Source organism: Nostocoides sp. F2B08, assembly GCF_009184895.1.
Taxonomy (GTDB): domain Bacteria; phylum Actinomycetota; class Actinomycetes; order Actinomycetales; family Dermatophilaceae; genus F2B08.
The window spans coordinates 459,433-480,340 of sequence record NZ_WESE01000002.1; the positions used below are offsets into that span (position 1 = coordinate 459,433).

Annotated in this window: 19 protein-coding genes; 9 read left to right on the forward strand and 10 right to left on the reverse strand. The window is 69.4% G+C overall.

Annotated elements, in window-relative coordinates; all coding sequences use genetic code 11:
• Nucleotides 1-27: 27 nt before the first annotated feature.
• Genes GA707_RS05910 through GA707_RS05920 form a run of 3 tightly spaced genes read left to right on the forward strand, consistent with a single transcriptional unit; the run spans nucleotide 28 to nucleotide 2,313 of the window.
• Nucleotides 28-855: a hypothetical protein gene (locus GA707_RS05910; RefSeq protein ID WP_152177475.1), complete on the forward strand. Its 828-nt coding sequence runs from the start codon at nucleotides 28-30 to the stop codon at nucleotides 853-855.
• 14 nt (nucleotides 856-869) lie between these two features.
• The gene (locus GA707_RS05915) at nucleotides 870-1,727 is read left to right on the forward strand and encodes an alpha/beta fold hydrolase (RefSeq protein ID WP_152177476.1); all 858 of its coding nucleotides are present in this window, start codon (nucleotides 870-872) and stop codon (nucleotides 1,725-1,727) included.
• A 40-nt stretch (nucleotides 1,728-1,767) separates the two neighbouring features.
• Complete coding sequence (locus tag GA707_RS05920; protein WP_152177477.1) at nucleotides 1,768-2,313, forward strand: flavodoxin domain-containing protein; 546 nt, start codon at nucleotides 1,768-1,770, stop codon at nucleotides 2,311-2,313.
• Here GA707_RS05920 and GA707_RS05925 read toward each other — a convergent pair.
• Together GA707_RS05925 and GA707_RS05930 are read right to left on the reverse strand one after the other, a co-directional pair.
• A complete protein-coding gene (locus GA707_RS05925) occupies nucleotides 2,293-2,724 on the reverse strand; it encodes a DUF1330 domain-containing protein (protein ID WP_226963557.1) in 432 nt (143 codons plus the stop codon). The two genes, GA707_RS05920 and GA707_RS05925, sit on opposite strands and share 21 nt — an antisense overlap.
• Nucleotides 2,725-2,795: 71 nt before the next feature.
• A complete protein-coding gene (locus GA707_RS05930; protein ID WP_152177478.1) occupies nucleotides 2,796-3,623 on the reverse strand; it encodes an SDR family oxidoreductase in 828 nt (275 codons plus the stop codon).
• Between the two features lie 89 nt (nucleotides 3,624-3,712).
• On the opposite strand from GA707_RS05930, the gene GA707_RS05935 reads away from it, so the two are divergent.
• Nucleotides 3,713-4,255, forward strand: coding sequence for a TetR/AcrR family transcriptional regulator (locus GA707_RS05935; RefSeq protein WP_152177479.1), 543 nt, complete (start codon nucleotides 3,713-3,715; stop codon nucleotides 4,253-4,255).
• A gap of 437 nt (nucleotides 4,256-4,692) precedes the next feature.
• Here the strand turns inward: GA707_RS05935 and GA707_RS05945 are convergent, their stop codons facing one another.
• From GA707_RS05945 to GA707_RS05955, 3 genes are all read right to left on the reverse strand, one after another.
• Nucleotides 4,693-5,082, reverse strand: a complete 390-nt coding sequence (locus GA707_RS05945) for a nuclear transport factor 2 family protein (protein WP_152177480.1) — start codon at nucleotides 5,080-5,082, stop codon at nucleotides 4,693-4,695.
• A 13-nt stretch (nucleotides 5,083-5,095) separates the two neighbouring features.
• Nucleotides 5,096-7,450: a replicative DNA helicase gene (dnaB, locus tag GA707_RS05950; protein ID WP_152177481.1), complete on the reverse strand. Its 2,355-nt coding sequence runs from the start codon at nucleotides 7,448-7,450 to the stop codon at nucleotides 5,096-5,098.
• A gap of 295 nt (nucleotides 7,451-7,745) precedes the next feature.
• A complete protein-coding gene (locus tag GA707_RS05955) occupies nucleotides 7,746-9,929 on the reverse strand; it encodes a molybdopterin-dependent oxidoreductase (RefSeq protein WP_152177482.1) in 2,184 nt (727 codons plus the stop codon).
• 41 nt (nucleotides 9,930-9,970) lie between these two features.
• Between GA707_RS05955 and GA707_RS05960 the strand changes: the two genes are divergently transcribed.
• Nucleotides 9,971-10,240 (forward strand): DUF2277 domain-containing protein, encoded by a 270-nt coding sequence (locus tag GA707_RS05960; RefSeq protein WP_152177483.1) that lies wholly within the window; start codon nucleotides 9,971-9,973, stop codon nucleotides 10,238-10,240.
• Here the strand turns inward: GA707_RS05960 and GA707_RS05965 are convergent.
• Nucleotides 10,228-10,734 (reverse strand): hypothetical protein, encoded by a 507-nt coding sequence (locus GA707_RS05965; RefSeq protein ID WP_152177484.1) that lies wholly within the window; start codon nucleotides 10,732-10,734, stop codon nucleotides 10,228-10,230. The two genes, GA707_RS05960 and GA707_RS05965, sit on opposite strands and share 13 nt — an antisense overlap.
• A 248-nt stretch (nucleotides 10,735-10,982) precedes the next feature.
• On the opposite strand from GA707_RS05965, the gene GA707_RS05970 reads away from it, so the two are divergent.
• Entirely contained in the window at nucleotides 10,983-11,555 is a 573-nt protein-coding gene (locus GA707_RS05970) for a DUF6318 family protein (protein WP_152177485.1), read from the forward strand.
• Nucleotides 11,519-12,403 carry a hypothetical protein gene (locus tag GA707_RS05975; protein WP_152177486.1) on the forward strand — a complete coding sequence of 295 codons (885 nt, stop codon included), beginning with the start codon at nucleotides 11,519-11,521 and terminating at the stop codon, nucleotides 12,401-12,403. Before GA707_RS05970 ends, GA707_RS05975 begins: the two co-directional genes overlap by 37 nt.
• A 109-nt stretch (nucleotides 12,404-12,512) precedes the next feature.
• On the opposite strand, the gene GA707_RS05980 is transcribed toward GA707_RS05975, so the two are convergent.
• The gene (locus tag GA707_RS05980; RefSeq protein ID WP_152177487.1) at nucleotides 12,513-13,202 is read right to left on the reverse strand and encodes a hypothetical protein; all 690 of its coding nucleotides are present in this window, start codon (nucleotides 13,200-13,202) and stop codon (nucleotides 12,513-12,515) included.
• Between the two features lie 535 nt (nucleotides 13,203-13,737).
• Here GA707_RS05980 and GA707_RS05985 point away from each other — a divergent pair.
• On the forward strand, nucleotides 13,738-15,159 hold the full coding sequence (locus tag GA707_RS05985) for an MATE family efflux transporter (protein ID WP_152177488.1): 1,422 nt from the start codon (nucleotides 13,738-13,740) through the stop codon (nucleotides 15,157-15,159).
• A gap of 148 nt (nucleotides 15,160-15,307) precedes the next feature.
• Here the strand turns inward: GA707_RS05985 and GA707_RS05990 are convergent, their stop codons facing one another.
• The gene (locus GA707_RS05990; protein WP_152177489.1) at nucleotides 15,308-16,831 is read right to left on the reverse strand and encodes a gamma-glutamyltransferase; all 1,524 of its coding nucleotides are present in this window, start codon (nucleotides 16,829-16,831) and stop codon (nucleotides 15,308-15,310) included.
• A 230-nt stretch (nucleotides 16,832-17,061) separates the two neighbouring features.
• Between GA707_RS05990 and GA707_RS05995 the strand changes: the two genes are divergently transcribed.
• Nucleotides 17,062-18,960, forward strand: coding sequence for a bifunctional UDP-sugar hydrolase/5'-nucleotidase (locus GA707_RS05995; RefSeq protein WP_193315193.1), 1,899 nt, complete (start codon nucleotides 17,062-17,064; stop codon nucleotides 18,958-18,960).
• Between the two features lie 97 nt (nucleotides 18,961-19,057).
• On the opposite strand, the gene GA707_RS06000 is transcribed toward GA707_RS05995, so the two are convergent.
• Both GA707_RS06000 and GA707_RS06005 read right to left on the reverse strand, forming a co-directional pair.
• Nucleotides 19,058-19,843: a sulfite exporter TauE/SafE family protein gene (locus tag GA707_RS06000; protein WP_226963558.1), complete on the reverse strand. Its 786-nt coding sequence runs from the start codon at nucleotides 19,841-19,843 to the stop codon at nucleotides 19,058-19,060.
• A 103-nt stretch (nucleotides 19,844-19,946) separates the two neighbouring features.
• The gene (locus GA707_RS06005; RefSeq protein ID WP_152177491.1) at nucleotides 19,947-20,894 is read right to left on the reverse strand and encodes an L-lactate dehydrogenase; all 948 of its coding nucleotides are present in this window, start codon (nucleotides 20,892-20,894) and stop codon (nucleotides 19,947-19,949) included.
• Nucleotides 20,895-20,908 lie beyond the last annotated feature (14 nt).

The window sequence follows — 20,908 nt, forward strand, 5'->3', positions numbered from 1 at the left end:
CTCTCCCTCGATGTCTACGGTAGAGGTATGCGGTCGGTGCCGCCCCGCCCCATCATCCCGTGGTCGGTGGTCCTGTCGGTCCTGGTGACCATCTCCAGTCTGGCCGGTCTTCTCGACTCCCGCGTGTACGACCGGGAGACCGAGAACTGGACTATCCAGGCGTGGGGCCAGGATCTCGGAAACCTGGTCGCGGTCGTCGTCCTGCTCATCGCCGCCGTGCGGTACCGGAGCGGGTCGCACCGAGCGGGACTCGTGTGGCTCGGGACCCTCATGTACCTGATCTACGCTTTCATCGTCTACGCGATGGCGGTCCACCTGAACTACCTCTTCCTCGTCTACGTCGCCGTGCTGGGTTTGAGCGCATGGGCGGTGATCTTCCACGTGAGCGACGTGCGGGACCGGACCACCGCATACCCACCCGGTCGTCCGCGGACCGTGGCCGCGTGGGTGCTCATTCTCACCGGCGTCCTGTTCGCCGCCCTCTGGCTCGGCGAGCTCGTGCCGGCCCTGGTCACCGGTTCGGTGCCGGCCGGCCTGACCGAGGCGGGCCTGATCGTGAACCCGATCCACGTCATCGACCTGTCCGTGGTCCTGCCGGGGTTCATCATCAGCGGCGTGGCGGCCTTGCAGAACCGTGACTACGGGCTGTTCTGGGTGGCGCCGTGGCTGACGTTCTCGGTTCTGATGGGGACAAGCATCGTCGCGGCCATGACACTGATGCTCGTCTCGGGCGTCGGAGACTCGCTGCCCCCGGCGGTCCTCGTCTCCCTGATCGTCGTCGCGAGCCTGGTGGCCCTGGCGGGGTACCTGCGCGCCTTCGGTGGCGACCGCGACCCCGCGACAGTCGGCGAGTGACTAGGGGGTTGGGCGTGTCGCGACTGGTCGGTTCGTTGCAGCGCCGCGAGCGGCCGCCGCGCAGGACCGGGGTGTCCAGCGGCATGGAGTTCGCCGTCCTCGGAGCCGGTCCGCAGTCGATGCTGTTCCTGCCGGGTGGGCCCGGGAGCGAGGTCGCGACCGGGCTGATGGCGGCGTTGGAGGAGCGACAGCTGCGGCCCTATCTGGCAGCTGGCTACGCCACCTGGACGACCACTCGGCGCCGAGACATGCCGGCCGGTCACACGGTCGCGGACATGGCCCGCGACCAGGCGAAGTTCATCCGTGCCGAGATGGGCGGCAGGGCGGATGTCGTCGTCGGACAGTCCTACGGCGGGCTGATCGCACTGCACCTGGCGGCGGACCACCCCGACGTCGTCGGCCGGGTGGTCATCGTCGGTGCCGCGGCGAGGGTCTCCGACTGGGGTCGCGAGGTCGACGGGCGCTGGGCCCGGCTGCGGGCGACCGGCCAGCACGCGCGGGCGGGGTCGACCATGCTCGAGTACCTGCTGCCCGACGAACGCTATGCCTGGCTGCGGCGCATGGCGGGTCCGCTCGCCGGGGTGGCGTTCCGCGGTGGCCGGACGCCGGCCGGCGACCTGCTCGTCGAGGCCGAGGCAGAGCGGACCTTCGACGCCCGAGAGGCGCTGTCCCGCATCTCGGTGCCGGTGCTCATGGTCTGCGGAGGATCCGATCGGTTCTTCCCGCCACCGTTGGTCGAGGAGACGGCTGAAGCGATCGACGACTGCACGACGCTCACCTATCAGGGTCTCGGCCACATCCGGACGATCTCCAGCAGCCGTCTGCCCCAGGACATCCTCGGCTGGTTGGACGACCGGCCGACCGTCCGGTGACCAGCGTTCCGGATTCTGCTGTCAGAGAAAGGGGAAGGTGATGAGAGTTCTCGTGGCCTATGCGACGCGACACGGAGCCACCGCCGGGATCGCCGAGCACATCGCGAAGGAGCTGACCGACCGCGGTCATGACGCTCGGGCTCGTCCCGTCGAGGACATCGACAGCCTCGACGGCTGTGACGCGGTCGTCCTGGGAGGTGCGGCCTACATGTTCCGTTGGCTCAAGCCGGCCGTCCGCTTCGCCAAGAAGTACCGCGACGAGCTGGCGGCACGGCCGGTGTGGCTGTTCAGCAGCGGACCACTCGGCACCGATCTGGTCGACGCAGAAGGCAAGGACGTCCTCGAGACGACGCGGCCTCGGGAGTTCGACGAGCTGACCGAGTTGCTCCGGCCGCGAGGGGAGCAGGTGTTCTTCGGCGCCTATGACCCCGACGCAGAGCCCATCGGGCTCGCGGAGCGCCTCACCCGTCGCATGCCCGCGGCCCGCGACAGCCTCCCGGCCGGCGACTTCCGCGACTGGGAGGCGATCACGGCGTGGGCGGAGGAGATCGCGGCGACGCTCGCGTCAGCCGAAGGAAGCCCCTGACTCCCCCGGTGTGAACCGCACGAGCCGGCTGTCGAGCACCGCGGCGGTGCGGTTGACGACGGCCTGCCGGTAGTCAGGATCGGCGAGCATCTCGAGGAAGGCTGCCGCGCTCGGGTACTGGGCGATGAAGGCGTCGTCCCACCGCTCGCTCTCGGGGCCGATGACGGTGCACGCGAACGTCCCCCGCCAGACGATGACCCCGCCCACTCGGGCGAACACCGGACCGCTCGTGCGGCCGTACTCGCGGTAGGCGCGCCGGCCGGTCCACCCCTTGTCGGCGTTCTGGTGACCGTCCGGATAGCTGGCCACATCCCGGAACTGGAGCAGGTTGAGCATGTGGATCGGCTGGTCCCGAGGCAGGTCCTTGAAGGCGTCGAAGCTCTCTCTGCTGGGGTCGACGTGGCCGGTCACCTGTGCTCCTCTGCATCTGGGGACGCGGTATGCGCGGGTCGGGTCCGTCGTGACGGTCCCGTCATCGCACGTTACCGCAGACCCAGGAGGCGAGCGCCGACCGCGTCGTTGACCCGCGTGGGGAGAACGGCGTTCACCGTGAGCATCGCCCGGGCCTGGACCCCCGCAGCGTAACGGGCTCGCGGGCGGCGGGTGGTCAGCGCCTGCTCGACCACCTTGGCGACGACGTCAGGAGGAACGGTGCGGGGCTGAAGGGTTCCGACCAGTTTGAGCATCCCTCGGATGTGCTGCTCGTAGAGCCGGCGATGGTCCGCCGACATCCTCTGCTCCATATCGGTGAACATCGACTGGATCTCCCGCCACGGGCCGGTGTCGGTGGGCCCGGGTGCGACGACCGACACGTCGATGTGCCAGGGTCGCAGCTCGACCCGCAGGACGTCTGCGAGCGTTTCGACTGCGGACTTCGAGGCGCAGTAGGCGCCTTCCATGAGCACCGGAGCGCGCCCGCCTGTCGAGGAGATGAAGACGATGCGGCCGCCGGCGGCGCGGATCCTCGGGAGGACGGCCTGGGTGACGGCGACCTGGCCGAAGACGTTGACCTCGAACTGACGGCGGAAGTCCGGGATGGACACAGCCTCGACGGGGCCGACGACGCCCATGCCCGCGTTGTTGACGAGCGCGTCGAGACGCTCCGGGAGCAGGTCGGCCAGAGCGGCGACGTGCGCCTCGTCGGTGATATCGAGAAGGACCGGCGCGATCCGACCGTCTTGAGCCGCGAGGCGGTCCCCGCTGGCGGTGTCGCGCACGCCGGCGAACACGCTCCATCCGGAGTGGGCCAGTCGCAGAGCGATGGCCTCGCCGATGCCGCGGCCGGCGCCGGTCACGAGTACTGACGGCATGGTGGCCGCCTTTCCCGGCACAGCTCTGTGCCGATGTCCGGCACACTACTCCCGTAGTGGATCGATGTCACTACTCCTATAGTGACGACGTGACCACTCAGCGGGATCGGGTCCTGGACGCCGCCATCGAACTCCTGGGTGAGCAGGGCCTGAAGGCCCTCACGCACCGCCGGATCGACGACCGTGCCGAGCTCCCGCCCGGATCGACGTCCAACTACTTCAGAACGCGCCAAGCGTTGCTCAGTGGGGTTTCCGACTCGATCCTTGAGCGGGAGGTGGCGGGCATCGAGGCGTCCTTCGCCCCGCGCTCGGCCGACGATCTGGTCGACGCCATGGTCACGCTGTTGGACCGCACCACCGAGGACCAACGGACTCTGACGACCGCGCGGCTGGTCCTGTTCATGGAGGCCAGCCACGACCCTGTTCTTCGCGAGAAGCTCGGCCAGGGTCGAGGGGTCTTCGAGTCAGGGCTGGAACGCCTGCTTCACGACCTCGGTGCGGCTGACGCACGCGCGTCGGCACGGGCCCTGATGGCGTGTGCGGAGGGGCTGATTCTGCACCGCGTCGCCCGACATGACGACTCCGACATCCGGCCGGTCCTGGACCTCGTCGTCCGCGCTGCGTTCGCCTGACCGACACGGACGGCGGACCACGGCCCCCGGCCGGACCAATGGTCCGTCAGCGACATCGAACTCGGGGCTCGATGCGGCGCGATCAGCGACCGTCGCGCCGGTATGGGCGACCTTGCTAACCGGGGGCTCCCGATGCCCCGCGTCGCGGCACACCGAGTAACGAGATTCGAGATGCTACGGGCCGAGTACCGAACCCGTGGTCCGGCGACGCCGAACGGGTGAGGTCGGGCGGCAGCGGTTCCACGTCGAGGTCTACCTCCCACCGGAGACGGCAGAGCGGCAGATCGCGGCCGCCGTCTCTGCGGTCGGAACGATCGTCGACGACAGCAACGCACCCTCGTTGACGGTGATCGCCGACAAGACGGGAACAGGGGCATCATCTGCGTCGACGTCTCCGCCGCGACGTCCGCCTGAACCGGCTTGTTCGCCCTTGGCGGTCAGGTGGGTGGGGCGACTACAGCGATGTGGGCGGCGAGGATGCGCCACCCGGCATCGTCGTCGTGCGTCCATGTCCGCGTGTACCGCAGGCGAGCCGACATGGACTCGCCACCGAACGTCCCGGCGATGGTCCCCGTGAAGAACGTGACTCCGGTGCTCCCCGCGACGAGCGCCTCAAGATCCTCCTCGACCAGCTCAGTGATGACCGAATGGCCGGACCGCCATCCGGCTAGATCGTCCTTCTTGGTGAACGTGGCGCCATCGGGCCCGATGGCCACGAGCCGGTCATCGAGCAACCGGTCGAGCGCCACGACGTCGGCTGCTCGCTGAGCCGTGTGCAGGGCGCGCTCGGCTGCCAGCAAACTGTCCAGGGAGGGGGTCGTCTGCATGAGGCTGAGGGCTTTAGAAGTTCTGGGCCATGTTCGCGAAGCGGCTGAAGTGACCCTGGAACGCCAGGGTGATGTCGCGGGTGGGCCCGTTTCGGTGCTTGGCCACGATCACGTCGGCCTCCCCCTCCTTGCCCGAGGCCGGGTCCCGGTCGCGATGCAGGAGGATGACCATGTCGGCGTCCTGCTCGATGCTGTTGTGCACCGAGATGCCGTCGGCGACAAAGTTGTGCGATCCCAACACCGTGGCGTCGAAGACCTCCTCGACCCCTGCGGGCTCGATATCGGTGACGGCGTCCCACTCGACATCGTTGATCGCTGACAACTCGATGTCGGCCGAAGACAGCGCTTCCGCGAGGAGCGCGGGGCGAGCACTCGAAGGAGCCTCCGCGATGGCGACCGTGCCCGCCTCGGAGGCGCGAGACGCTCCCGCGAGGATCGACCTGGTGACCGACTCGCCAGCCATGATGTCCTCGAGCTCCTCGAGCACTTTCTGCTCGATCTCCGCGGCCTCCGCCGCCTTGACCTCGGCGAGCAGTCCGGCAGCCGCGGGGTCGCTGACGCCGATCTCCTGACACAGCCTCCGAATCGAATCTGAGTGGTCGACGATGAGTGCGCCGTCGACCACGCGGCTCGAGATGCCGAACCGGAGCTGAAGACGGGCTACCGAATCGGCGACCTGGCGCGACGCCGTCGTCAGGTGCACGCAACCAAGGTCGCCGTCGGAGTCGCGCACGGAGCCGGCCACCGCATACATCTCGCGTAGGAAGCGGGCGATCTGCTCCTTGGGCAGGCTGAAGGCGTCAGTGGGGACAGGGAGCCCGGCGACGGCGGACAGGCGAGCAGCACCGGTCACGTCCTCATCGGTCCACTCGGTGACCAGCCGCGGCGAGGACACGTGTCTGGGCACCGCGATGCGGTCGCCCTGCCGCAACGACGCGAGCGGCTGCCATCCGTCGTACGTGAAGAAGGGGTGGTTCTCCGTCGCGCGCACCGTCTTGCCCGATGCCAGGGTGAGCCGGAAGACAGGTGCAGTCCCCGTCGAGAACACGTGCGTCATGGTTCGCTTGCGATAGCGCAGTCCGTCGTCGAGGGACCAGACCTCGATGTCCTTGGCGCCTGACGCATACAGCTCGCCGATCGTCGTCTCGGCACCGGTGTCCGCCCGCAGGATCCGAGTGTCGGCGGGCAGGCATCCGGACTCACGGAGGTCCGACATCTGGGGACGCTTGTCGGTGCGCTGCTCCGGGCCACGGTTGAGCTGGGAGATCGCGATGACCGGGACGTCGAGTTCTTTGGCGAGGAGCTTGATAGCGCGGGAGAACTCGGAGACCTCCTGTTGCCGGGACTCGACCTTCTTGCCGGACGTCATGAGCTGGAGGTAGTCGATGACGACGAGCTTGAGGTTGTGCAGCTGCTTCAGGCGCCGGCACTTGGCCCTGATCTCCATGAGCGTCATGTTCGGGCTGTCGTCGATATAGAGCGGCGCCACCGAGATGTCACCCATGACCCGCGCGAGCTTCTGCCAGCCCTCGTCGCGCAGCGTCCCCTTGCGCAGGTCCTGCAGCTGCAGCGACGCCTCAGCGGAGAGCACGCGCATCGTGATCTCGGTCTTGCTCATCTCGAGCGAGAACACCGCAGTCGCCATGCCGTGCTTGATCGCCGCGGCGCGGGCGATGTCGAGTCCTATCGTCGATTTGCCCACGGCCGGCCTCGCCGCGATGACGATCATCTGCCCCGGGTGCAGACCATGGGTGAGCTCGTCGAGCTCGATGAAGCCGGTCGGCACGCCGGTCATCTCGTCCGAGCGGCCCGAGGCGACCTCGATCTCGTGCAGCGTCGCCTCGAGCAGCTCCGACAGCGGCGCGTAGTCCTCGCTGCCGCGCTTGTCGGCCACCGCATACACCTCGGCCTGGGCCGCGTTGACGACGTCCACGACGTCGCCCTCCTGCGCATAGCCCATCTGCACAATGCGGGTGCCCGCGTCGACGAGGCGTCGCAGCACCGCGCGCTCGGCGACGATCTCGGCGTAGTACGCGGCGTTCGCCGACGTCGGCACCGACTGGATCAGGTCGTGGATGTAGGCGTGCCCGCCGACCCGCTGCAGCTGCCCCCGCTTGGTCAGCTCGTCGGCCACGGTGATCGCGTCGACCGGCTCGCCCCGCCCGAACAGGTCGGCGATCGCGTCGTAGATCATCTCGTGCGCGGGCCGGTAGAAGTCGCTCGCGCGCAACCCCTCGGCGCAGTCGGAGATCGCGTCCTTGCTCAGCATCATCGAGCCGAGCACGCTCTTCTCGGCGCTGACGTCCTGCGGGGGCAGGCGGTCGGCCGGCCCCAGATCCATCTCCCGCTCGACGTCAGAGACCGACATCAGATCCTCCGCTTCCCACCATGGTCCGAATGCTGTCAGCGACGTCCGACAGCCCTTGCGCGAGGCGGGCTGTCACCGACCCGGAACGACACTAGGTCGGCCGTGCGGGAGCCGCTACCGGCGCGCCGGAGACGTGGCCAACGTTGTGGGGACGACCGGTGGAGAACCTGTGGTCAAGGCGGTGGAGAACAATCCACAATCCTGTGGACGACTGTGGACAAAGGGGTATGCGGTCCTCACCCGAGCGGTCCGGCACACCCTCTGACCTGCGAGAATGTGATCCACCGGCTGTGGATCACACAAAGTCCTCGGCGTGTTTGTCCACAGTCCTCGGATCGATCCCGTTCGACCCTGTGACACGGACGGGGACGCCGTTCAGGACGGCATTGGCTGACACCGACTCGACCCGCAAGGGGTCGGTGAGGTCGTTGATCGAGACCCCCGGCAGGCCCCGGGCGTGAGTCATCGCGACCCCGTCGCGGTCGTGCCCATAGCCGTGCGGCAGCGACACCACCCCGGGCATCATGTCCTCGGTCAGCGCCACCTCGACCTGCACCCGGCCCGCGGTCGAGGAGACGTCCACGCGCATACCATCCTCGATGCCGCGCTCCCGCGCATCGCCCGGGTGCATGAGCAGCTGATGGCGCGACCGCCCGCGGGTCAGGCGCGGCGCGTTGTGCAGCCAGGAGTTGTTGTCGCGCTGATGCCGGCGGCCGATGAGGAGCAGCTCGTCCGGCTCGGGCCGCCAGGTCGCATCGCCATCGACAGCGGCCGCGAGCGCATGCACCTGCTCGAGCACGGTGTCGACCGCGACGTCGATCCGCTTGTCCTTGGTCCACAACCGCCCGGGGAGGCGCGAGACGTGCGCGCCGGCGTCGAGGCCGGCCGGGGTGCGGGTCAACTGACGCACCGAGGTGCGTGGAGAGCCGGTCCGCAGCAGCAGGTCGACCTGCCGCCGCGGACTCAGCCGGAGCCGCGCCTGCTGCTGCAGGCTCGGCCGCTGGCCCCGCTCCCGCAACAGGGCCAGCGTCAGGTCGCGCGCGATCTGCCAGTCGTGCCGCTGATGCGCCGCCGGCTCGTAGAGCGCCTCGGAGAACCGCGCCGTGTTGCGCACCGCGAGCGTGTGGAAGATCAGGTCGTAGTGGTCGCGTTCCAGCGGCGCCGTCGGCGGCAGGATGACGTCGGCGTGCCGGGTGGTCTCGTTGAGGTAGAAGTCGATCGCGACCATGAAGTCCAGCCCGGCGAACGCCGCGCCGAGCCGGTCGCCCGCCGGCGTCGAGGAAACGGGGTTGCCGGCGACCGTGACCATCGCGCGGATCTGCCCCTCGCCGGGAGTCTCGATCTCCTCGCGCAGCACCGAGACCGGCAGCTCGCCGCCCATCGACGGCAGGTCCCGCACCCTCGACCGGCGGTGCCCCAGCTTGCCGGGACCGATGATCCCCTTGGCGATGATGTCGATGACGGGGCTGCTCAACATCGTGCCGCCCTCGCGGTCGAGGTTGCCCGTGACGATGTTGATCACCTGCACGGCCCACTGCCCGACGACACCGTGCGCCTGCGTCGACAGGCCCATCCGCCCGTGCACGGCGGCCCGCTTCGCCGACCACAGCGCGTCGGCGAGGTCGACGATGGCTGTCGCGCGCATACCGCTGACGGACTCGGCCACCTCGGGGGTGAACGGCTCGACCGCCTCGCGCACCCGGTCCAGTCCGTCGATGTATGCGGCGGCCCGGTCCCCCTTCGCCAGCAGCTCGCGCAGGATGGCCAGGAGAGCGAAGGCGTCGGTGCCCGGACGGATGAAGTGGTGCTCGTCGGCCACCTTGGCCGTCTCGGTCCGGCGCGGGTCGATGACCACCATCCGACCCCCGCGGGAGGCGAGGTCGCGACGGCGCTGCGGGAAGTCCGGCACCGTCCAGATCGAGCCGTTGGACGCCATCGGGTTGTGGCCGATGAGGACCAGCAGGTCGGTGCGGTCGATGTCCGGCACGGGCAGGAGGAACTGGTGTCCGTAGAGCATCCAGGCGACCACTTGGTGCGGCAGCTGGTCCACCGAGGTCGCGCTGAAGACGTTGCGGGTGCGGATCGTCCGGACCAGCTGGAGGTTGTGGGTGAGCGCGCCGAGGCTGTGCACGTTGGGGTTGCCGAGGTAGACGCCGACCGCGTCCCTGCCGTGCGCGGTCTGGATCTCGTGGAGGCGGCGGGCGACGTGCTCGATCGCCTCGTGCCAGCTGACCTGGACCCACTCGCCGTCGATCTTGCGCAGCGGCCGCTGGAGGCGGTCGGGGTCGTCGTGGATGTCCTGGAGCGCGAACGCCTTCGGGCAGATGTGGCCGCGGCTCAGGGGATCGTCCGCATGGCCGCGCAGGTCCTGGATCCGCTGATCGGCGTCCAGCGTGACCTGCAGGCCGCAGCTCGCCTCGCACAGAACGCACGTGATGTGGCGGGTGGTCGTGCCGGCTGCTGGGTCTTCCCTGGTCATGCGTCTTCCCCTGTCATGGACCCGAGCCTATGGTGGGTCGCATGTGCCGCAACATCCGTCCGCTCCACAACTTCGAGCCGCCGGCCACGACCGACGAGGTCCAGGCGGCGGCGCTGCAGTACGTCCGGAAGGTGTCGGGCACGACGAAGCCGTCGCAGGTGAACGCCGAGGCGTTCGAGCGGGCTGTCTCGGAGGTGGCGCAGGCGACGGCGCGCCTGCTCGACGCGCTCGAGACGTCGGCGCCGCCGAAGGACCGCGAGGTCGAGGCGGCCAAGGCGCGGGCTAGGGCTCAGAAGCGCTACGCGTCGTAGTCGCTCGCCTCAACCAGGTCGTGCTCCTGGGCCGGCCGCAGGATCGTGAACTCCGACGTTGCGATGTCGTCGCGCGAGATGCCGGTGAGGCGCTCGAAGATGGCGAGCGCGGACTCCTCGGTCAGGCGGTCGAAGCCCTCCTCCTCCGGCAGCGGCTCGCCGGTGTTCAGTGAGCTCTCCTCGAGCGCGTCGACCAGGTGGCGACGCCGGCCGTCGGCGTCGCTGACGGACAGGGTGTAGATGTCGGCGTTGCTCGACAGGCCGACGGCGACGACTCTCGTGCCGAAGGTGCGAGCGATCGACTCGTCGGTCTCCGTCAGGTCGGAGTGCCCGTGCACGATGAGCACCCCGCCCGCCGTCTCGCGGGCCGCGGGCTCATCGCCCGCGCCCGCCTCGGATCCCGGGGCGGTGATGTCCATCGCGTAGAGCCCGATCCGCGGCAGGTCCGCGAGACCGATTCCGTCGATCTTGACGAGTCCTCGTGGCATGTTCATGCACTTCAGGCTCGCACACTCGGCTGACGGTGTCCGCGCGGGCGGGGAGCGGTCGGTCCGGGCGTGTGGGAGTCGATCGGGTTATCCACAGGCATTCGGTATGCGGTGCGCACCTCTCGCAGAGTCGGGTTAGCCTCGTGGGGCACCGGTGAGAGGTTCGCCGGTGGACCTCACTCTCATCAGGCGGGGAAGAACGAATGGCAGGACATACTTCGGCGCGCTCGCGTGCGCGTCTGGCGGCGGTCGGCATGGCGCTGGCGGCGGTCATCGTCGTGAGCGGGTGCGGTGACGCCGATGAGCCGGACGGCTCGGCGACTTCGACTGCGACGACATCGGTGACCGAGACGTCGACCGAGTCACCAACGACGGAGATGCCGGAGCCCACCGAGACGTCGGCCCTCCCGCCGTTGCCGGACGAGGCGACCGAGAACACCCCCGAGGGTGCTGAGGCGTTCATTCGGTACTACTTCGACGTGGTGAATCGTCTCCATCGTGATCCAGCCGTCGGGGTGCTGGCGGATCTAGCCGACGCGGACTGCCAGTCTTGCGCCAATGCCGAGGACACCATCTCTTACTTGGTGACAAACGACGCCGCCCTCGACGCTGACCTAATTGAGGTTCAGTCCATGTCACGACTGGGCGGCGGGGCGCCGGACGTTACCCGCTTCACCGCCGAGTGGGTCTACCTGGAGAACCAGGCTGTTGCCTCTGATGGACAAGTGGTCGACACCATTCCGCGCCAAGAATTCTCCGGCATCCTCGCAGCTAAGTGGACAGGTGACTCATGGGTCTTCTACGACGCCGCCTCCGACGACACGTAGTCGCCCTGTTCGCTGCGAGCGCGGTCGGTCCAACTCTTCTACTCGCGCCTGCCCTTGCGAACCAGCCACCGGATTGGACTGGCGCGACAGAGAGTGAAGGCATCCGCGTCGGGGCTTCCCGCGGCGAAGCGCAACAAGTCGCCCGATCCGGCGAACGCGCAGGCATCACCTACACCTACACCTCGATCTCCTTCTGCGCGACGGACCCTACCGACCCAGCGCGTGACGACGTCTGCACGGCGGCCTTCGTCGAGTGCGCGGGCAACACCCCGGAGCAGGGCCTCGGTCCGGCGATCCGCATCTTCCGCCAGGCCGACGGCGACACAACCTGGGAGTTCCGGGGGATCTCCTGCTTCCCCGACCTCGTCAACGCCGGCCCTGCCCTCACGATGGACATGATCGTGGAGGCCTTCCACGACACTGCCTTCGCGGTCCCGGGAGTGAAGATCCAGCCAGAGGGCGACGTCACCCTGGTCACCCTGCCGACGTACTACGAGGTGCGTTTCCCCACCGAGGGCTACGAGCCCGCCGAGATCGACACCACGGACATCCTCGGCTTCTCCGTCGACATCCGCCCCCGTCTCGACGCCATCACCTACCACTTCGGCGACGGCGCAACCGCCGGCCCGACGACCGAACTCGGCGGCCCGTACCCCACCGGTGGCATCGTCCACGAGTACTCCTCGAAGGGCACCTTCCCGGTCCGGGCCGACATCACCTACGGCGGCGAGTTCCGGGTCAACGGCGGCGGCTGGTCCGACATCCCGGGCACCGCGACGATCACGGGCACCGAGACCCCCGTGACGGTCATGGAGTCCCGCGCCCGCCTCGTCACGAGCGGCGACTGAGCCGCCACAGGCGACTCAGAACGTTTGTGTCATGGCGACACGCCGACGGCCATGCGATGTGACCAGCGTGTCTCCATGACACAAGCAGCGCCACAACTCGAGCCCGGGGTCACCACCCGTCGAACGGGCTGATCTGATCGAGCGAAACGCCGATGTGGATCGCGAGCCGACGGATCAGCTCTGTCCGGCGCCAGGACTCGAAGATGTCGGCCTTGAAGATCTCGACGACTCGCCAACCAGCCGCCTCGGCCAGCCCGCGTTTCGCCGAGTCCTTCCCGCGAGCATCGAGGCCTGCGTGCGGAGCCCCCTGGAACTCACCCACCGTTCGTTGCCTGCGCCAGGTCAGATCGCCCTTGAGGATCTCTTCGCCGTCGGGTCCTCGCACCCATGCGTTGAGCAAGGGCTCCGGCAGACCGGCGCGGGTGACGAGCAGCCTCGAGCGCGTCTCCATCGGTGACCACACGCGTGGCCGCATGAGGGGCAGCGCCTCGAGCAGCTGGGCCTTCCCTTTGTGGCGCCTCCTTCTCGCCATCGCCCGCCACAGATGCGCGATGCCGCCCAACGCCGGGTCTGTCAGCCATCCCTTCTCACCGGGCCGAAGGGTGGGATGGACCTCCTCCGTCTCCCACCGTGTCGGCGCGATCAGTTCGCACGCAGCATCACCGGCGACGACGAGCTCTTCCACCGTCAGACCCAGCCACGGTGCGGCCAGGTCCACCCAGGTATCTGCGGCCGACGTCACGTTCAGGCCGTCCCGCTCGACGAGCAGGCGAAGCTCGGCTCCGTTGTGGGACCGCACGCCAGAGCGAACAAGGGGAGGGCGCCCTCGCGCTCGCATGACGTCGAGCACCGGCTCTCTCTCGATCCGACGTGGCAGGGGTATACCCCAGATCAGGGCCGCAGTCGCGTGAGAGAACACCGCGTCGTCAGGGAGAGCCAAGGCGAACGCGCGCGCATGCTGGCGCCACCCTTCGAGCGGCCCGTCGGCGCGCACCGATCGCGTGGGAATGTGCAGATGCGGTCGGCGGACCTTCCACGCCGGGATGCCCCTGGTCCCGCTCTCGGAGGCTGGGAAGATGGCGGGCGCCTGACTATCACTGCGTCGGTCCACGGGACGATGGTTCCGGAAGGCTCGGAACTGCGCCGTCGGCTATCCACAGGCGCTTTGTGTCATGGAGACACGCCGACGTCCCACCGGAACCATCGGCGTGTCTCCATGACACAAACGCGGGAGAGGCCCCGGCCCAGCGGGAGAACGGCCACAACCGCGCAGGCGACGGGCGGCGACTGAACGGCATCCGAGCACGCGGCGCCGGCCGGTCTATGGTGGCCGGGTGAGTGAGGGAACGCGGCGCCTCCCCCGGCTTCCGCCTCGTCGCAGCCCCCGCGCCCCCGACGAGCAGCAGCGCAACCGGGCCGAAAGCCGCGAGGTCCTTCGGCTCGCCGTCCCCGCCTTCCTCGCCCTCGTCGCCGAGCCGCTGTTCCTCCTCGCCGACTCGGCGATCGTCGGACACCTGGGCACCCCGCAGCTCGCCGGTCTCGGCGTCGCCAGCGCGATCCTGCTGACAGCCGCCAACGTCTTCGTCTTCCTCGCCTATGGCACGACCGCCACCGTGGCCAGACATCTCGGCGCCGGCTCCCGGCCCAACGCCGTCGCCGCCGGAATCGACGGCGCCTGGCTGGCCATCGCGCTCGGCACCGTCACTGGCGTCATCGTCGCACTCACCGCCGAACCGCTATGCGGCGTGTTCGGCGCATCCGAGGAGGCGATCGGGTATGCGGTGACCTACCTGCGCATCTCGGCCATCGGCATACCCTTCATGCTCGTCGTCCTGGCCGTCACCGGAGTGCTGCGCGGACTCCAGGACACCAAGACCCCGCTCATCGCGAGCGTCTTCGGCTTCGGTCTGAACATCGTCCTGAACTTCTGGTTCGTCTACGGGCTCGACATGGGCATCGCCGGCGCCGCCTGGGGCACGGTGATCTCGCAGTTCCTCATGGCCTCGGGCCTGGTCTTCATGTTGCTGCGCGAGGCGCGCCGGCTCCACACTCCCCTGCGCGCGCACCCGGCGAGGGTTCTCGTGGCAGCCCGCGACGGCATACCGCTGCTCGTCCGGACCCTCGCCCTGCGCGCGATCCTCCTCACCACGATGTGGACCGCGGCCAGCCTCGGCGACGTCCCGCTTGCGGCGCACCAGATCGCGGCGACGATCTGGAGCTTCCTCGTCTTCGCCCTCGACGCGATCGCGATCGCCGCGCAGGCGCTGACCGGCAAGTCGCTGGGCGCCGGCGACACGGTGGCGACCCGACGCTCGACCAACCTGATGGTGCGCTGGGGGATCTGGAGCGGCGTCGTCGCCGGGCTCGCGCTCCTCCTCGTGCTGCGCTGGCTGCCGCAGCTGTTCACCAACGACCAGGACGTGCAACGCGTGCTGGCGAGCGCGCTGCTCATCGTCGCGCTCTCGCAGCCGCTGTCGGGCTACGTCTTCGTCATCGACGGCGTGCTCATCGGTGCCGGCGACGCACGCTGGCTCGCCAAGGCGATGGTCGTCAACTTCATGCTCTATCTCCCCCTGATATTCGGCGTGTATGCGCTGGGCCCCTGGCTCCTGTCCACCGAGCCTCCCGTGCGCGGCATGCGTCACGCGATGCTCTGGCTTTGGCTGGCGTTCACCGGCTTCATGGCCATCCGGGCCGTCCTGCTCGGGATGCGGGTGCGCACGGACCGTTGGATGGTGACGGGCGCTCCTCGCTGACAGCCGCCCGCCACCAGACCGCCATCACATCACCCTTTGTGTCATGGAGACACGCCGGCGAGTGCGCGCGCGCGTCGGCGTGTCTCCATGACACAACACGGGGCTGGCCCGCCAGGCGAGGGACGTCGCCCGTGCGGGGCACCGGGTCTCAGGCGACGCCGGTGGCGGCCTCGCGGCGGGGGTCGCCGGCGGCGGCGAGCACGCCGGACGGTGACAGGGTCGCCGCGCCGACCCCGCCGAAGTACATCGCGTGCGTGTCGTGCTCGAGCCCCGGCAGGCCCAGCTCGGCGACCGCCGCCTCGATCTCCGGGTCCGTCTCGAAGTCGACCCGCGTCGCCTCACCACGCACGACGCGCACGTGTGCCCGGGTCCGCGCGATCGCCTCGCCGATGTCGACGCCGAGGACGCAGTGCCGGGCGAGCACCTGCATCAGCGCGGTGGTGATGCGGTCCGCGCCGGGGGTGCCGATGGCCATGACCCGCCCGTCGGACGAGCGCCCGGCCGACGGCGCCATGTTCGAGGCCAGCCGCGTGCCCGGAGCCAGCGCATGCAGCCCCAGCCGGTTGAGCTCCGGCTCGCCGAGGCAGTTGTTGAGCATCAGTCCGGTGCCGGGGACCATCGCGCCCGACCCGTATCCGCTCGACGCCGTGACCGCGCACGCCATCCCGTCGGAGTCCACCGCGGAGACGTGCGCGGTCGACGACGAGGTCGTCAGCCCGGCCAGACCCTTGCGCCGCACCTCTTCGAGCATCCGATACCCGTCGTCCTCGAGGTCGGCCGAGAAGTCGTGTACGTCGGTGCGGTACGTCAGCACGTGCTTCTGCACCTCGATGACGTCCCGCCACGCGAAGCCCCCACGCGCGACGAGCTCACCGAGCATCACCGCGAGCATCGGACCACCGATGCTCGGCGGCGGGTTCGTCGCGATGTCCCAGTCCCCCGCCGGGAGGCGGAGCGGCGTGCGCACGACCGCCTCGTACGCGGCGAGGTCGGCCTCGGTGACCAGCCCGCCGCGCTCCGCCTGGTCCGCGGCGAGCGCCCGGCCGATCTCGCCCGTGTACGCCTCGCGCCACCCGCGCTCCCCGATCAACTCGAGGCTCTCGGCGAGCGAAGGACTGACGAGCCGGTCGCCCGCGACGAAGGCGGAGTCGTCGTCGCGGGTCATCGCCTCGCGAGTCTGCTCGTCCCAGCCGAAGATGTTGTCCGTCGTCAGCGCGAGGTACGACGCGGCGGCCCTCCCGAGGTGGAACCCCTCGCGCGCCGCCTTGACCGCGTCGTGCATGACGCGGGTCCACTCCCCCGCCCCGTGTCGTTCGTGAGCCAGGCCCATCGCCGCGAAGGCGCCGGGGATCGCGACCGACCCGGGCCCCGCATACACCGTGATCCCGCCGCCGTAGGCGAGGTCGAACTCCATCAGCCCGCCCCCGAACCGCTCCGCCGGCAGGCCGCGGCCGGGCATCTCGACGTTGCCGTCGATGACCTCCGGTTCGCCGTCGGGCGGCCAGACGGTGACGTATGCGCCGCCCATGGGCGTCACGATGCCCGGCTCCGTCGTCATGGCGGTGACCATGGCCGCCAGAGCGGCATCGACCGCGTTGCCTCCGGCGCGCACCGCCCCGAGGGCGGCGTCCACTGCGACCGGTCCCGTTGCGGCGACCGCGACACGTCTCATGGACGGCCATTGTGGCGCAGGTGCGCCCCTCGTGGGATGCCGTGCCGCTGGACGGTACGACCGGCGGCTCGCGTCACCACCTCGTCACCGGATCGTCCGGCGTAGTTCGCCGGAGTGATGGTCTCGAGCCCTGCACGCCGGATACGTTCCCGACAGCGACCTCGCGACGTCTCCTCATGCGGCGCGAGGTACGCGGTCCCCTGCCTCAGCCTCGCAAAGGAGTACGACCGATGAATCATCCTGCCCGCCAACGAGGTACCAGATCGGCACTCGCCGGACTGGCTGCCCTCGTCATGACCGTCGCCACGGCGGCCACCGGTGTCGCCGCCCCCGGCGGACAAGGACAGGGGAAGGGCCCTGGTAGCGCGCCTCCTCCGGCCGCCGCTCAGTCCTTCGAGCTGACGATCCTCCACATCAACGACGGCGAGTCCGCGCTCCTGCCCAGCCAGCCCAACAACGAGGGAGTCCTCCCGCCGAACCCCGACCCGGGGGTCGCCCGCTTCGTCGCCGACCTCAAGAGCCTGCAGGCAGAGGGCAACGCCCCCGCCAGCCGACTGCCGGCCCAGGCGAGCCCCCGTGCCAAGCAGGTGCAGCAGCAGCTCAACCCGCGTGCAGCCATCACGATCTCGTCCGGCGACAACTACCTGTCCGGTCCTCGCCTCAACGCCTCCCTGAACGACCCGGACGGCACCTTCTACGACGCTCTCGTCTACACCGAGGGCGGCTTCGACGCGATCACGATCGGCAACCACGAGTTCGACCTCGGCCCTGACCTGCTCGCCGACTTCATCGAGGCCACCGGCGACATCCCGTTCGTCTCGGCCAATCTCGACGTCTCGGGCGAGCCCCGGCTCGCCGCGCTCGAGGAGGAGGGCCGCATCGCCGGCAGCACCATCGTCGAGAAGGCCGGCCGCCAGATCGGTGTTGTCGGCGCGATCTACGAGGAGCTGGGCTCGATCTCGAGCCCGCGCAACGTGACGACCACGGACGCCGCCAAGGCCGTCCAGGCCGAGGTCGACGAGCTCACCGAGGACGGGGTGGACATCATCATCCTGTCCAGCCACCTGCAGAGCATCGCGAGCGACGTCGAACTCATCGGCGAGGTCACGGGCATCGACGCAGCGATCGCCGGCGGTGGTGTGGAGCGGCTCGACCCCTTCCCGTCCACAGCGACCGACGCGGCCGGCAACGACATCCCCGTGGTGACCACGGTCGGCAACTATCGGGACATCGGCCGCCTGGTCCTGAAGTTCGACAAGAAGGGTGAGGTCACCGACGTCGTCGAGGAGAAGTCGGCTCTCATTCCCGTGCCGTACGACGGTCCCCGTGACCCGTTCATCGCCGAGAACGTCGAGGCGCCCGTCGCCGACTATGTCGCGGACCTGGCCGAGAACGTGCTCGGCACCACACAGGTCTGGCTCGACGGCGCCAACCCGCCGATCCGCTTCCGCGAGACCAACGTCGGCGACCTCTTCACGGACGCGATGATGGCGGCGGCCCGCGACCGGGCGGCGGAGTTCGGTGTCGGCCAGGCCGACGTCACCCTGCTCAACAGCGGCGGCATCCGCAACAACGTCCGGCTCGCCCCCGGCTCAGACGTCACCGAGCTGACGACCTTCGACATCGGCGCGTTCTTCAACCTCGTGTCGATCGCGCAGATCGACGGGGCCGAACTCAAGGAGGTCCTCGAGCACAGCGTGTCCTCGCTACCGGCGACAGGCAACGGCCGCTTCGGCCAGTGGAGCGGAATTCAGTTCGTCTACGACCCGGCCCTTCCTGCCCAGACCTTCGACGGCACGACGGTCCTCACCCCCGGTGAGCGGATCCGCGAGGCCGTCGTCACCAAGGCCGACGGGACCCGCGTGACACTCGTTCAGGGCGGCGCTCTCGTCGCACCGGCGGAGACGTTCTGGTTCGTCACGAACGACTTCACCTTCCGCGGCGGCGACAACTACCCGCTCACCGACCAGTCGTTCACGACGCTCGGCGTCACCTACCAGACGGCGCTCTCGGACTGGATCGAGCAGCTCGGCACCATCACGGCGGCCGACTACCCCGACCTCACGGTCGAGAACGACAGCTACCGCCGCTTCGGACCGGTCGGCTCGTTCACCATCCCGGCTCCGTGACCCGCTAGCGGATCCGACCGGACAACGACGGCGGGCGTCCCTTCGGGGGCGCCCGCCGTCGGGGTGTCAGCCGACGGGGTGTCAGCCGACGGTTGTGTCAGCCGACGACGAGTGCCACCGCGGCCACAGCCGACCCGAGCAGCACCGCGATCTCGAACTGGTGCTGGGCCATCCGCCGGACCAGGGCGCGACCCGCGAACCCGCCGAGCACGACGACCGGGAAGACCAGAACGGCCCGCCAGACATCGATCCACGACATCAGCCCGAGACCGACACTGAAGGGCACCTTGGCGAGGTTCACACCGAGGAAGAACCACGCGAACGAGCCGATGAACCGGGCCTTCTCGACGCCCTTCGCGACGAAGAGAAGCGTCATCACGGCACCTGCGGCGTTGGCCGTCATGGTCGTGAATCCCGCTGCGGTTCCGGTGATCCAGGACGTCAGAGGATGGTCGGCACGGCTCGGTCCACCACCTTCCGCCTCCGGCTCGGATCCGGTCCTGGGTGGGCGGGTGCGCCGACGTCGGCCGAGCCAGAGCTGAAGGCCGACGAGGACGAGCAACATGACGCCGATCGAGCGCCGCAACACCTCGTCGCTGACGACAGCGAGGAACAGCGTCCCGAGCACCAGCCCCGGCACGACGGCAGGGATGAGGCTGCGCAGCAGCGACCAGTCGACGTGGCGGCCGAAGAGTCGGACGGCGACGAGGTCACCGGCGATGAGGACCGCGAGGATCGCGGCGGTCGACTCCTTGGCGGGCATCGCGAGCGCCGCGATCGCGACGGCGATAGCCGCCAGTCCTCCAACCGAGGTCTTGCTGAACCCGATGATGAGCCCGATGACCGCGAAGACGGCGGTCAGCGGGGTCATCAGCTCGGCCATCAGGCCATCCTCACACCGTCCTGGCCCCTCGGCCGACGGACCTCACCCGTCGGAGCGCGGCCGAGCACGCGCGGGAGATCCCGACGACCGACTGCCGGCAGCATCAGAACCCGAGCCGGCGCGCCTGCCCCCGGATCGCCTCGGCGCTCGCCTGCAGCCGGGCGAGCTCGTCCTCGTCGACGGGGACGAGCAGCCGCTGGCCCGCGCCACCGGCGCCCACGAGGGTCGGCACCGACATGCAGACGTCGGTGATGCCGTGCCAGTCCTGGAGCAGCGTCGAGATCGGGAGGACCCGCCGCTCGTCGCGTCGGATCGACTCGACGATCCGCGCCCCGGCGAGCCCGACGGCGTAGTTCGTCGCACCCTTGCCCGAGATCACCTCGTACGCGGCGTTGACGACGCGATCCGCGATCGCCTCCCGACGCACGGCGCCGAGCCGCCCGGTCTGCTTCTCCCACTCCAGCAGCGGCACGCCGCCGATCGCAGCGGAGGACCAGAGCGGGACCTCGGTGTCGCCGTGCTCACCGGCCATGTAGGCGTGCACGTTGGCCACGGCCACGTCGCACGCCTCCGACACGAGCCACCTCAGCCGCGACGAGTCGAGCACCGTGCCCGAGCCGAAGATCCGGTGCGGCGGCAGGTCGGTGATCTTGAGCGACGCATACGTCACGACGTCGACCGGGTTGGTCACCATCACGTAGATCGCCTCGGGCGCGACGTTCTGAACCGCCGGCAGGATCTTCTTCATCAGGTCGACCGTCGTCTCGGCGAGGTCCATCCGGGTCTGGCCGGGCTTCTGCTTCGCGCCGGCCGTCACGACGACGACATCGGCGCCCCGGCAGACCTCGACGTCGTCGGACCCGTCGACCTGCGCCTCCGGGACGAACATCGCGCCGTGCGCGAGGTCGAGGACCTCGGCACGCACCTTCTCGGCGTTGATGTCGTGCAGGACGACCCGCCGGGCCGAGCCGCGGACGAGCATCGCGTAGGCCATCGTCGCTCCGACCGCGCCCGCTCCGACGACCGCGACGGTGAACCGCTCAGCACTCATGCCTGTCAACCTAG

Bases quoted from the DNA above. Each gene is read 5' to 3' on its own strand.
- GA707_RS05910 (WP_152177475.1), top strand. From the start codon at position 28: ATGCGGTCGGTGCCGCCCCGCCCCATCATCCCGTGGTCGGTGGTCCTG.
- GA707_RS05920 (WP_152177477.1), top strand. From the start codon at position 1,768: ATGAGAGTTCTCGTGGCCTATGCGACGCGACACGGAGCCACCGCCGGG.
- GA707_RS05930 (WP_152177478.1), bottom strand. From the start codon at position 3,623: ATGCCGTCAGTACTCGTGACCGGCGCCGGCCGCGGCATCGGCGAGGCC.
- GA707_RS05945 (WP_152177480.1), bottom strand. From the start codon at position 5,082: ATGCAGACGACCCCCTCCCTGGACAGTTTGCTGGCAGCCGAGCGCGCC.
- dnaB (WP_152177481.1), bottom strand. From the start codon at position 7,450: ATGTCGGTCTCTGACGTCGAGCGGGAGATGGATCTGGGGCCGGCCGAC.
- GA707_RS05955 (WP_152177482.1), bottom strand. From the start codon at position 9,929: ATGACCAGGGAAGACCCAGCAGCCGGCACGACCACCCGCCACATCACG.
- GA707_RS05960 (WP_152177483.1), top strand. From the start codon at position 9,971: ATGTGCCGCAACATCCGTCCGCTCCACAACTTCGAGCCGCCGGCCACG.
- GA707_RS05965 (WP_152177484.1), bottom strand. From the start codon at position 10,734: ATGAACATGCCACGAGGACTCGTCAAGATCGACGGAATCGGTCTCGCG.
- GA707_RS05970 (WP_152177485.1), top strand. From the start codon at position 10,983: ATGGCGCTGGCGGCGGTCATCGTCGTGAGCGGGTGCGGTGACGCCGAT.
- GA707_RS05975 (WP_152177486.1), top strand. From the start codon at position 11,519: ATGGGTCTTCTACGACGCCGCCTCCGACGACACGTAGTCGCCCTGTTC.
- GA707_RS05990 (WP_152177489.1), bottom strand. From the start codon at position 16,831: ATGAGACGTGTCGCGGTCGCCGCAACGGGACCGGTCGCAGTGGACGCC.
- GA707_RS05995 (WP_193315193.1), top strand. From the start codon at position 17,062: ATGAATCATCCTGCCCGCCAACGAGGTACCAGATCGGCACTCGCCGGA.
- GA707_RS06000 (WP_226963558.1), bottom strand. From the start codon at position 19,843: ATGGCCGAGCTGATGACCCCGCTGACCGCCGTCTTCGCGGTCATCGGG.
- GA707_RS06005 (WP_152177491.1), bottom strand. From the start codon at position 20,894: ATGAGTGCTGAGCGGTTCACCGTCGCGGTCGTCGGAGCGGGCGCGGTC.